Here is an 11043-nt window from a genome sequence, read left to right as displayed (position 1 = left end):
CTCATCAGGGGTAGTACTAGGGGCTTTTTTGGCCATGCTCATCTAATCTCATTTTACCGAATTCTCCACAAACAACAGATCTAACTTGGTCTAACTAGGATTAACTAAGTCCAACTAAGTCTTTCTAGTCAGCCAGTAAGCCAACAGCCCAACTAACTCATGCATTAGTCGATTCCAGTTTTGCATGCCATCCTCTAGATCAAACCTACCCCAGCGCAGGGCAGCACCCGTTTGGTAGTCAACTGGCACAGGAATAACCTCAATCCCTTGCTTCTGAAAGATCTTGAGTGATCGATGCATATGACTTGCTGAAGTAATCAACAGCCATGGCTTTTGGGTATTTTGGGGGTTATCCGTTTTCGCTGTGCCTCCTGAAACTGCTGGAACTGCTGGAACTGCTGGAACTGCCGGATCCACAGCACTCGCTGCAACCGATCCCAACTCCAAGATCATCGGCTTCATATAAATGACATTCTCATAGGTATTACGAGACTGGTTTTCATAATGAGCTAATCGATCGGGTAAGCCCTGTTCAGCAATTAATTGCTTAAAGGCATCTGCCTCAGACATGCCTTTGGGAGATAAGCGGCCCGAGAACCCACTAAAGATGAAGGGGAGCTCTGGATGTTGTCGAATCAGCTCAAAAGCCTTAGTCACCCGCTCCGCCGACTCGTAAATAGAAATCTCACCCCGATCTACGGCAATGTCACCACCCTCAATTGCACCACCCAAAATAATGATGCCGCCCAGTTTCTCTTTTGAGATCTGGGCAATATTGGTTTTGGGCACCACATCTTCTAGCGCCCTTAGAAACACCTCTGAGCTAGGCAGCCATCCCACTAACAAAAGATCCGCTAAGGCGAGAATTAAGAAGCGCCTGCATAAATGGGGCTTTCTTAAACCCAAGAACAATAGGCTTAAGACCACAAAAATGATTACCCAATTAAGGGGTTCAATGCAAAACTGCACAATTTTAGAAAAAACAAAGAAAAAGGTGTCCATAGGTCAAAAGTATATCCATTTTAAATGCACATCTATGCAACAATAGGACATTAATGTCCTATTGTTGCATATCAAATAGTGAAAATTTGGAGAAGAGAAATGCCTCAAACTACTGTCAAAGATAGGGTGATTGCCAAAATTAAGAGGTCAACTTCACCTGTTTTTCTTAGAAAAGAATTCGATAGGCTCGGTGACTACCGGCAGGTCAGCCGAGCCGTCAACGAAGTTACTGCAAGTGGAGTGCTTCTCCGGGTAGGTTTTGGTTTGTATGTGAAAGCCCGTGCATCGTCGTTGGACGGACAGCCAGTGCCAACTACCACCTTACTCAACATTGGCTTGGAGGTCATGAGGAAAATTGGCGTCGAGGCTGATATCGGAAATGATGCAAAGGATTTGCGTGAGGGGCGCAGCACTCAGGTCCCTATGCTACCAATCATCAACATTGGAAGATCACGGGTAAGTAGAAAAATTGCTATCGGTAAGCGTGAGATAGTTTACGAAAAAGGTTGACGAAGCCATTCCCGAGCTCGGTCATGAGCTCTTCGGCTGTCGCTAGCACATAGATCATTGTTAGTGCACAGTGCATTGCATCAATACGAAGACCCTACCAAAGAGAAATAGGTCCTCCGAAGAGGCTCCATAACTTCAACATGTTAAGGAAACCACTCGCCCCTGTATTGGGCCCTCTTCTCAAGATATTAGCTAATGATGGCCTGTAAGCCAATTTCGCATGACCTGTGTTTGCGGCGAATAAGCCCTTTAATCACCGCATTAGATGCGGAGAATAGTTTGCTCACAAGGCTCAAGTGCAACACATATGCCACCTAAGCTACCTACAGGCTCTGCATCATGAATTTATGCTGAGCAATACTAAGCAATGTTCAGCAATATTGGGCAATAGGCCCTAATATACGGATTATGAAAAAAGCGCTCGTTTGGCTCCGCCGTGATCTTCGGCTCTATGACAATGCAGCACTACACCATGCCCTCACTAATCATGAGCAGGTCTGGGTTACCTTCATTTTTGATATTGATATTCTGACACCTCTGCGGACAGACAATCTTGATAAAGCAGGCCTTGCCCATGACCGGCGTGTCGACTTTATCTGGCAAGGCCTTGAGCAAATCGATCAGCAGCTCCAAGAGCATGGTGGGGGTCTCATTGTTCAGTATGGCAAGCCTACTGAATGCATTCCCCAAATCGCCAAGAGCTTAGGTGTAGATGGTGTTTATACCAACCGTGACTATGAGCCTTCAGCCATTACTCGCGACAGTACCGTACAAGCTGCTTTAGAAAAGCTAGATATCGCGTTCGAGACTTTTAAAGATCAAGTGATCTTTGAGAAAAAAGAAATTCTGACTAACTCCAGTACGGTGTTTTCTGTTTTCACGCCGTATAAAAATAACTGGCTCAGGACTCTACAAGAAAACCATATCGCCGCATATGAGTGCACCCCTAAAAAAGGGCAGTTTGCTCAGATACCCGCGACACTAAAAGCGCCTATTCCGAGTCTAGAATCAATGGGCTTTACCCCCACCGGTATTGAAACCTATCTACCACCCGGATCTGCCGGTGGCCAGAACTTTTTAGAAGACTTCCTACACAGAATCGATCAATACCAAATTGGTAGAGACTTTCCGGCGATTAAGGGGGTAAGTTATTTATCTACTCACCTGCGCTTTGGCATGCTCTCCATTCGGGGCTTGGTGAGAGAGGCACATCGCCGTATGCTCGCAGGCAGTATGGGTGCAACGATTTGGTTAAGCGAATTAATTTGGCGCGATTTTTATTTTATGATCTTGGCCAATCACCCTCGGCTTGCAGCAGGCGTAGCCTTTAAACCCGATTACGACAATATTGAATGGGAGAGTGGTGCTCACGCTAAAAAACTGTTCCAAGCTTGGTGTGATGGAAAAACGGGCTACCCACTCATTGATGCTGCGATGTACCAACTCAATCAAAGTGGCTATATGCATAATCGCTTGCGCATGGTGGTGGCCAGCTTTTTAACTAAGGATCTCGGAATCGACTGGCGTTGGGGCGAAGCCTACTTTGCTAAACACCTTAATGATTTTGAGCTGTCATCTAATAATGGCGGATGGCAATGGGCCTCTTCTTCCGGATGTGATGCACAGCCTTATTTTAGGATCTTTAATCCCATTACCCAATCGCAAAAGTTTGACCCAGAAGGCAAATTCATACGTCGCTATTTGCCACAGTTAGACAAACTCTCTAAAAAGTCTATTCATGCGCCTTGGGAGTCTGGTCATATTGAACTAGAAGCTGCCGGTATTTTGCTCGGCCGCGACTACCCTCTACCAGTTGTAAACCACGATGAAGCCCGCAAGAAAACCTTGGTTCGCTATAGCGTAGTCAAGAAAATAACGCCGGAAGTAAGTACTGAAGAACCTGCTGCTTGAATCGATAGTGGCCATCAGGGTTTATATTCAGATTAAGATAGGCTATGGATAAGATCTATGCAGTTGGTGATGTTCAGGGGTGTGCACCATCTCTGAAAGCGCTCGTCAAAAAACTCCCTACTCAATCCAAGATTATTTTCTTGGGAGACTTAGTCAATCGCGGTCCAGATTCATTAGGGACATTGCGTTATCTGAAAGAGCTTCAAGAAACTAAACGCATTGAGTGCATTTTAGGGAATCATGATTTGCACTTACTAGCTATTGATGCCGGTATTCGGAAAACCAAAGGTTTGGATAGTATTCAAGAAATACTAGATGCGCCTGATCGTGCTGAGTTGATTGATTGGCTACGAAACAGACCTATGGCACTGAGTAATGGAAAGGTATTAACTGTCCATGCCGGTGTTTTACCGCAGTGGGACTTACAGCAAACCATTGAGTGCGCACAAGAAGTAGAAAAAGCCCTGCGCAAAAAATCATATAAACAATTTTTAGCAAATATGTATGGTGATACCCCCAATAAGTGGAGCAAATCCCTAAAAGGATATGAGCGCCTGAGAGTGATTACTAATGCACTAACGCGTATTCGGTTTTGCACACCCAGCGGCACTATGGAGTTTGCAAGTAAAGAAGGTTTTGAGAATGGCCCTACTGGCTTCGCTCCTTGGTTTAAAGCCCCTAAGAGAAAAACCCAAGATACGTTGATTTACTTTGGCCACTGGTCCACGCTAGGCTTACTACGAGACCGTAATATGATTGGCCTAGATACTGGATGTGTTTGGGGCGGAAAACTAACCGCAATGGAAATCCCAGACTCTGGCAAAGACAGCCCTCAATTAGAGATCATTCAAGTGGCTGGCTTTGACCACCCCATGCGGATGTAATTACTTAGTTCAGTAGTTACGTAGTTACGTAATTAGGTAACAGCAATCTTCCTACAAGCTCTTAAATGATTTCCTGGCCGCCGCAATAATCTCATCCAAGATGGCATTGTCATGGGTGATGGAAGTAAAGCCCGCTTCATAAGCCGATGGCGCCAAATAAACCCCTTCATCTAACATCAGATGAAAGAACTTCTTAAAAGCCTCAATATCGGTTTTAGTGACTTCTTCAAATGAAGTAGGTACTTTATCGGCAAAGTAAAACCCAAACATACCGCCCACGCTATCCACTGCAAATGGAACCTTAGCTTCATCTGCCGCTTGCTTGAGGCCGGCCATGAGTTTTTGTGTTTGGCCAGTTAAGCACTCATAAAACCCTTCTCGAGATACGATCTCTAAGGTTTTAAGGCCCGCTGCTACTGCTACCGGATTACCCGATAAGGTGCCAGCCTGATACACATTACCCAAAGGGGCTAGCTTAGACATGATTTCTTTTTTGCCACCAAAAGCGGCTATCGGCATACCGCCGCCCATGACCTTACCTAGGCAAGTTAAGTCTGGCGTAATACCTTGTAAAGATTGAGCGCCACCAAGAGCCACTCTAAATCCGGTCATCACTTCATCGTAAATCAGCACACTGCCGTATTGCGTAGTCAAACTACGCATTGCTGCTAAAAATGCACTGGATGGTTGAATCAAATTCATATTACCCACAACCGGTTCCAGAATGACTGCAGCAACTTGATCGCCCTGTTTCTGAAACGCTGCCTCTAGTGCTGCCACATCGTTGTATGGCAATACCAAGGTATGTTTGATTAAGTCATAAGGAACGCCACCAGAGGATGGGGCGTTTTGCGTAGTGTCTGCAAATGTCAGTAATCCAGAACCTGCTTTTACTAACAAACTATCGGCATGGCCGTGATAACAACCCTCGAACTTAATAATCAGATCGCGCCCTGTATAACCACGGGCAAGGCGTAATGCACTCATCGTCGCTTCAGTGCCGCTGGATACCATGCGCACTTGCTCAATACTAGGCACCAGATGACAGATGCGTTCAGCTAATTCAATTTCACCTTCGGTTGGTGCGCCATAACTAAAACTGGTTTCAGCGGCTCTTTGTACTGCCTCAACCACTTCAGGATTGGCATGACCCGCAATCATGGGACCCCATGACATGATGAGATCGATATAGCGCTTGCCATCGGCATCCCAAAAATAAGGGCCTTTGGCTTTGCTCACAAAACGGGGTGTACCGCCCACTTGACGAAATGCTCGCACGGGCGAGTTCACACCCCCTGGTATGGTTTTTTGTGCGCGCTCAAATAAGATTTCGTTTTGACCCAAGATGCTATTCCTACTTTCGCTATAACTTTGTTGAATGTCTTTAATGCGTCATTTTAAAAATGATTAAATCGCCATCATTTCAAAATCTTCTTTGCGTGCACCGCACTCTGGACAAGTCCAATTGATAGGCACGTCATTCCACAGTGTTCCTGGTGCAATACCCTCTTCTAAAAGGCCTGCAGCTTCGTCGTACACCCAGCCGCAAATCAGGCACATATATGTCTTAAATTCCATCGCGATTCCTCTGTCTATTTTTTTCTATTTTTTGATATTTTTAATACATTAATCTAGTTATTTTAAATCTGCTGCACTATCTCTTTTAGGGTGCATTTCGAACTTAAAGAGACGACATTCTAGTGGGCCATTAAACAGTGGTGTGCGTTTAGATTCTTTAATGCGCAACTGACCTGGTAGGGCCATATCTGCGGTCAGAACAAACACATTCCATCCGCCAAAAGCATCTTTCAGATGCTGCCCAAATTGCCTTAAAAACTCGACAAAATGCGGATCTTGCTCTTCTTGAGCCTGAAGCTTTTTCAAGGATTCTCGACTCGTACGCTTGGCACTTTGACGCCCGGTTTCGAGGTTATAGGCAAAGCGATCTTCTGGTTCTTCTGACCCCTCTGACCCTCTTGACCCTCTTGACCCCCTTAATGCTTCCGATGCATCTGAATCATCGTACGAATATTCCTCAGATTGACGCTCTTGACCACGCCCACCCTTAATCACCAAACGTTCACCATAAGGTGGGTTCAACAACATCACACCGCCCTTGATGCCTGCTGCTATATTTGCTGGTGGCTTACTGACTAAAGCATCTACCTGAAGAGTAATCGGCAAGCCCGGTAACTGAGCACGCTGCCAGTTACCTTTGAACATCGCTACCAAGCGCTCGTTAATATCCCCACCGCTGATCCCCAAGGCATCTGCATCCGGAAATTGCTTACGCTTTTCTATCATCTCAGCCTGAGCAGCATCTTTTAGGCCCGCCCAACGCTTTTGCTCAGCAGCCTCATTAAAAGGCTTGAGTCGCTGAAAACCAAAGCCATCAGCAGAAGTCACTAGAGGACGATACGCCAAGCGACTAGGTTTAGCATCATCGCCATACATCCCTGCCCTAATAGCACCTGGCGGAATGGCTAAAGCAATCTGCGCAGCCTCAATTAAGAAAGTACCACTACCGCACATCGGATCAAATAAAGCCTGAGAAGGCTGCCAACCGGTAATCGACAAAATACCCGCAGCAAGATTTTCTTTTAAAGGGGCATCGCCTTTTTCATCACGCCAGCCGCGCTTAAATAAGGCTTCGCCAGAGGTATCTAAATAAATAGTCACATGGGTTGCAGTCAAGTGCGCCTGCACCCGTACATCCGGAAAGGCCGTATCAATATTAGGGCGATCACCCGTCACATCACGCAGGCGATCGACAATCGCATCTTTAATCTTGAGCGTCGCAAAATTGAGACTCTTCAAGGGAGAGCGATGCGCCGTCACATCCACCCGCAAAGTCTGCTTAGAAGAAAACCACTCTTCCCAAGCTAAGCCACTAGCCAATTTATACAAATCCTCTTCTTGGCGATACGCTCCCTCTGCCATTTGCAATAGAACCCGACTGGCAATTCTGGAATGCAGATTTAACGCCATCGCTGCAGAAATCGGCGCAGCCAAACCGACACCACCAGTAGGACTGGTGGGCGTAGGGTCGATGACCCAAGGCCCTAAGGCCTTAGAATCAGGGCGCTGAGCAATACTGGCGAGCTCTTGCGCAAGAGGTACTTCTAGTCCGCCTGGACAAACAACAAAAAATCTCATGGGACTAACAATCTTAAGAAAAACAGTAAAAAAATTAAGGCTTAATGATGACCAAAGCAGTAATCACGATGAGTAACACCACCGGCACTTCATTAAACCAACGATACCAAACACCTGAACGGGTATTAACACCCTTGCGGAACTTTTTCAGTAACATCCAGCAAGCATGGTGGTAACCAATTACTAAAATCACAAATAGTAATTTAGCGTGCATCCAAATCTCACCACGGCCGATTTTGAAATGCATCCACAGCGTAATGCCCAATATCACCGCTGGCACAGCCAAGATAGTCATAAACCGAAAGAGTCGATCAGCCATTCCTAAAAGGCGGGCATAGACCTCGGGATTTTTCTCATCCGCTAAATTAACAAAAATACGAGGCAGATAAAATAAGCCCGCAAACCAAGAAGTAATCAAAACAATGTGGAGTGTCTTAGTCCACAGGTAAGCATTTCCCATTTTTAGTCCTTTTTCTTTATGTGTATGTTTATTTATTTGTATTCATTGCATTTAACAATGGATTTAACCGCGAATCTCGCCATGACCCTTAACGATGTATTTTAAGGAAGTTAAGCCATCAAGACCCACAGGGCCACGGGCATGGAGTTTGTCATTCGAGATCCCAATCTCGGCACCTAAGCCATATTCAAATCCATCAGCGAAACGGGTGCTAGCGTTGACCATTACGCTTGCACTATCGACTTCACGCAAAAAACGATTGGCTTGTACTGCGTTATTAGTAATGATGGCATCAGTATGCTTACTGCCATATTGCTCGATATGCGCCATAGCTTCATCCATATCAGCAACCGTTTTAATCGACAAGATCGGTGCTAAATATTCTGTTTGCCAATCTTCTTCCGTAGCGTTTACCAAATTACTCAAGCCAGCAGTCTCCAGCGTTTTGCGAGTGAGTCCGTCAACCCGTAGCTCAACTCCTTTAGCTTGGTAGATTTTGCATAATTCAGGGAGAACTTGTGGCGCGATAGCGGCATTGACCAAAAGAGTCTCCATAGCATTACAAGGAGCATAGCGCTGCGTCTTCGCGTTGTCACACACCTTAATCGCCATGGCGATATCGGCATCGGCATCAATATAGGTATGGCAAATTCCATCTAGATGCTTAATCATCGGCACTCGCGCCTCAGCCATCAAGCGCGCAATTAAACTTTTTCCTCCACGCGGCACGATCACATCAATATATTGCGTCATGGTGATCATTTCACCAACGGCAGCACGATCAGTAGTAGTAACTACTTGTACTGCATCCATTGGTAAGTGGGCAGCATCTAAGCCCTCTTGTATCAATTGAGCCAAAAGGGTATTGGAATCAATCGCTTCTGAACCCCCTCGCAGAATGACTGCATTGCCCGACTTTAAGCACAAGGCAGCCGCATCAATCGTAACATTCGGACGAGATTCATAAATGATGCCAATCACCCCTAAAGGTACTCGCATTTGACCTAACTCAATACCTGAGGCCTGCGCTTGCATTGGAGTCATTTGCCCAATAGGGTCAGCCAAAGAAACAATCTGCTCTAAGCCCAGCGCCATCGACTCAATCGTCTTTGGGGTCATTGTGAGTCGATCAATAAAAGCCGCATCTTGGCCGTTGGCTTGCGCCCGGGCAACATCGAGTTGATTTACGTTTTGGATTTCATTTGTACGTTCACGAATGATCTTAGCAATATGCAATAGCGCTTGGTTTTTCTGCTCGCTAGAAGCACGCGCCATCGCACGCGAAGCCTCGCGGGCTCGCATACCAATATCTTGCATCATGTGTTTTATTGCCTGATTCATTTTGTATTGCTCATTCTTTTTGACTCATTCTTTAATATGCTTTCTTTATTATTTATGCTTTATGTTCAGTTGCATCTAATTCAGTTGCATCTAATCCACATTGCTAGCGCAATAAACTACCTACCAAACGCAAGCCATCCCAAGGATCTGCCGGCAATTCTGCCGCATATAGCCCTTTGGCTTGACGATCTAAACCTGCCGCTAACTGCATTGCCCTACGCAATCTCAAAGGCTGCACTCTTTTTAAGGCCAAAGGATACAGTCGCTCTTTATTGCCCCAAATACGATTAGCCCGCATCAGTTGCTGAACCGACTCACCCGCATCGCTTGCGGCCTTTAGTTTCGATAGTATCCGAAGCTCTTCGGTTACGCTCCACAAAATAAGCACTAAGGGCTCACCCTCACCCTTCAGGCCATCTAACATCCGATTTAAACGGGCTAGATCACCAGCCAGCATGGCTTCAGTCAACTCAAACACGTTGTATCGAGCCACTTTCAAGATAGCCGAACGAATTTGCTCTTCCGTGAGCACCCCCGTTGGATGCAATAAGCCCAGTTTTTGGATTTCTTGATGGGCCGCAATGAGGTTGCCTTCCACCTGATCCACCATAAAACTTAAGGCACGTTGACCATTGGGGCCGGGCTCTACCTCTTGGCCCTGGCTTTTCAGGCGCCCTGCAATCCATTGTGGCAATTGCGCTCGATCCAAAGAATCCAACTGAATCGCCATACCTGCCTCATCTAAGGCACTAAACCAGGCGGATGTCTTCGTCTTACCATCTAATTTAGGCAAAATAATACAAACCACGGTGTCTGGGCCTTCAGAGCCAATACTTTGCGACTCAATTTGGGCTGCAAATTGCTTTAACGCTTCAGCACCATCACGCCCCGGTTTGCCAGTAGGTATCCGTAACTCCACCCAGCGCTTGTCACCAAATAGAGACATCGTCTGACCCGCATTTAAAAGCGCACTCCAATCAAAGCCGCGTTCTTGCAACAGAACCTCACGCTCGGTATAGCCTAATTTTTTTGCAGCAGCGCGGAGTTGATCCATGGCTTCCATCATGAGCAGCGGCTCATCACCACTAAAAACATAGAGTGGCTTAATAGATGAGGGCGTGGATGAGGGTGTAGATGTGGATATCGACGCGTTGAGCGACCTCAAATGCACCTGAAACGCATCGCTCTTAACCATGGTGAACCTTCACCCCTTAAAAATCTTTTGTTTTCGGCGCTCTGGCCGAAGCAGCAACCCGACGCAGAATTTGAACGGATAAATCACGTCGCATCGAAGTCAAAAATTGCTGAGTCTGAGCATCCGAAGCCAAGACTGTAGATACCGTGAAATCCATGTCTCGAGTGAGATAGATTTCTGATTCGGGCACTACGTCATTACCCGCACTATCAAAAGCCCTAAATCCAACTCGGATATTTAAACGATAAGCGGATACCTGACCATTAGAGTTGTAAGCCAGAATCTCTCGACCATTTAAATCGCTGGTGATATCCAAAATCAGATCAGCATCTTTAGGGTTGATGGCTACTTTTGCATCTGTACCCGTCAAAATTGCCGTCTGTAAATCTGCACGCAAAGGTGGTGATGGACTACCAGTAATTGCAAGCACTCGGTAAGGTAAATCCACCATGCCACGCAAGCGAAAACCGCAAGCTACCAGACCGCTAAATGGGGCGATCACTAGCAAGCCAAGCAGACTCCGTCGAGAATAATTTACGTCCATGTCTTTGGTTTTTCTTTAATTTCTCTTTAGTTTCTTTAGA

11 protein-coding genes are annotated in these 11043 nt (G+C 46.1%); 3 read left to right on the top strand and 8 right to left on the bottom strand.

Going from position 1 to position 11043, the window contains the following annotated elements; translation table 11 throughout:
- Positions 1–114 precede the first annotated feature (114 nt).
- Positions 115–1002, bottom strand: coding sequence for a YdcF family protein (locus tag QUD86_RS01255; RefSeq protein ID WP_286297455.1), 888 nt, complete (start codon positions 1000–1002; stop codon positions 115–117).
- A gap of 99 nt (positions 1003–1101) precedes the next feature.
- Between QUD86_RS01255 and QUD86_RS01250 the strand changes: the two genes are divergently transcribed.
- The 3 genes from QUD86_RS01250 (at position 1102) to QUD86_RS01240 (ending at position 4307) form a co-directional block, all read left to right on the top strand.
- Positions 1102–1512 (top strand): DUF6088 family protein, encoded by a 411-nt coding sequence (locus QUD86_RS01250; protein ID WP_286297454.1) that lies wholly within the window; start codon positions 1102–1104, stop codon positions 1510–1512.
- 408 nt (positions 1513–1920) lie between these two features.
- Positions 1921–3423, top strand: coding sequence for a cryptochrome/photolyase family protein (locus tag QUD86_RS01245; protein WP_286297453.1), 1503 nt, complete (start codon positions 1921–1923; stop codon positions 3421–3423).
- A gap of 44 nt (positions 3424–3467) precedes the next feature.
- On the top strand, positions 3468–4307 hold the full coding sequence (locus QUD86_RS01240) for a symmetrical bis(5'-nucleosyl)-tetraphosphatase (protein ID WP_286297450.1): 840 nt from the start codon (positions 3468–3470) through the stop codon (positions 4305–4307).
- A gap of 51 nt (positions 4308–4358) precedes the next feature.
- Here the strand turns inward: QUD86_RS01240 and hemL are convergent, their stop codons facing one another.
- The 7 genes from hemL to QUD86_RS01205 form a co-directional block, all read right to left on the bottom strand.
- The gene (gene hemL, locus QUD86_RS01235; RefSeq protein WP_286297448.1) at positions 4359–5651 is read right to left on the bottom strand and encodes a glutamate-1-semialdehyde 2,1-aminomutase; all 1293 of its coding nucleotides are present in this window, start codon (positions 5649–5651) and stop codon (positions 4359–4361) included.
- A 63-nt stretch (positions 5652–5714) separates the two neighbouring features.
- Complete coding sequence (locus tag QUD86_RS01230; RefSeq protein WP_286297447.1) at positions 5715–5885, bottom strand: rubredoxin; 171 nt, start codon at positions 5883–5885, stop codon at positions 5715–5717.
- A gap of 57 nt (positions 5886–5942) precedes the next feature.
- The gene (locus QUD86_RS01225; RefSeq protein ID WP_286297446.1) at positions 5943–7463 is read right to left on the bottom strand and encodes a THUMP domain-containing class I SAM-dependent RNA methyltransferase; all 1521 of its coding nucleotides are present in this window, start codon (positions 7461–7463) and stop codon (positions 5943–5945) included.
- Positions 7464–7497: 34 nt separating this feature from the next.
- Entirely contained in the window at positions 7498–7923 is a 426-nt protein-coding gene (locus QUD86_RS01220) for a CopD family protein (RefSeq protein WP_100379329.1), read from the bottom strand.
- Positions 7924–7986: 63 nt separating this feature from the next.
- Complete coding sequence (locus tag QUD86_RS01215) at positions 7987–9264, bottom strand: glutamate-5-semialdehyde dehydrogenase (protein WP_286297443.1); 1278 nt, start codon at positions 9262–9264, stop codon at positions 7987–7989.
- Between the two features lie 103 nt (positions 9265–9367).
- The gene (gene holA / locus QUD86_RS01210) at positions 9368–10459 is read right to left on the bottom strand and encodes a DNA polymerase III subunit delta (protein ID WP_286297442.1); all 1092 of its coding nucleotides are present in this window, start codon (positions 10457–10459) and stop codon (positions 9368–9370) included.
- Positions 10460–10475: 16 nt separating this feature from the next.
- On the bottom strand, positions 10476–11003 hold the full coding sequence (locus QUD86_RS01205; RefSeq protein ID WP_286297439.1) for an LPS-assembly lipoprotein LptE: 528 nt from the start codon (positions 11001–11003) through the stop codon (positions 10476–10478).
- Positions 11004–11043 lie beyond the last annotated feature (40 nt).

It is taken from the genome of Polynucleobacter sp. TUM22923 (genome assembly GCF_030295705.1).
Classification (GTDB): domain Bacteria; phylum Pseudomonadota; class Gammaproteobacteria; order Burkholderiales; family Burkholderiaceae; genus Polynucleobacter.
Note: the sequence above shows the minus strand (reverse complement) of the source record. Positions and strands in the feature narration are given on the sequence as shown.

What these genes read in the sequence shown, in the direction of transcription:
- QUD86_RS01255 (WP_286297455.1), bottom strand. Translation starts at nt 1,002, where the DNA reads ATGGACACCTTTTTCTTTGTTTTTTCTAAAATTGTGCAGTTTTGCATT.
- QUD86_RS01250 (WP_286297454.1), top strand. Translation starts at nt 1,102, where the DNA reads ATGCCTCAAACTACTGTCAAAGATAGGGTGATTGCCAAAATTAAGAGG.
- QUD86_RS01245 (WP_286297453.1), top strand. Translation starts at nt 1,921, where the DNA reads ATGAAAAAAGCGCTCGTTTGGCTCCGCCGTGATCTTCGGCTCTATGAC.
- QUD86_RS01240 (WP_286297450.1), top strand. Translation starts at nt 3,468, where the DNA reads ATGGATAAGATCTATGCAGTTGGTGATGTTCAGGGGTGTGCACCATCT.
- QUD86_RS01230 (WP_286297447.1), bottom strand. Translation starts at nt 5,885, where the DNA reads ATGGAATTTAAGACATATATGTGCCTGATTTGCGGCTGGGTGTACGAC.
- QUD86_RS01225 (WP_286297446.1), bottom strand. Translation starts at nt 7,463, where the DNA reads ATGAGATTTTTTGTTGTTTGTCCAGGCGGACTAGAAGTACCTCTTGCG.
- QUD86_RS01220 (WP_100379329.1), bottom strand. Translation starts at nt 7,923, where the DNA reads ATGGGAAATGCTTACCTGTGGACTAAGACACTCCACATTGTTTTGATT.
- QUD86_RS01215 (WP_286297443.1), bottom strand. Translation starts at nt 9,264, where the DNA reads ATGAATCAGGCAATAAAACACATGATGCAAGATATTGGTATGCGAGCC.
- holA (WP_286297442.1), bottom strand. Translation starts at nt 10,459, where the DNA reads ATGGTTAAGAGCGATGCGTTTCAGGTGCATTTGAGGTCGCTCAACGCG.
- QUD86_RS01205 (WP_286297439.1), bottom strand. Translation starts at nt 11,003, where the DNA reads ATGGACGTAAATTATTCTCGACGGAGTCTGCTTGGCTTGCTAGTGATC.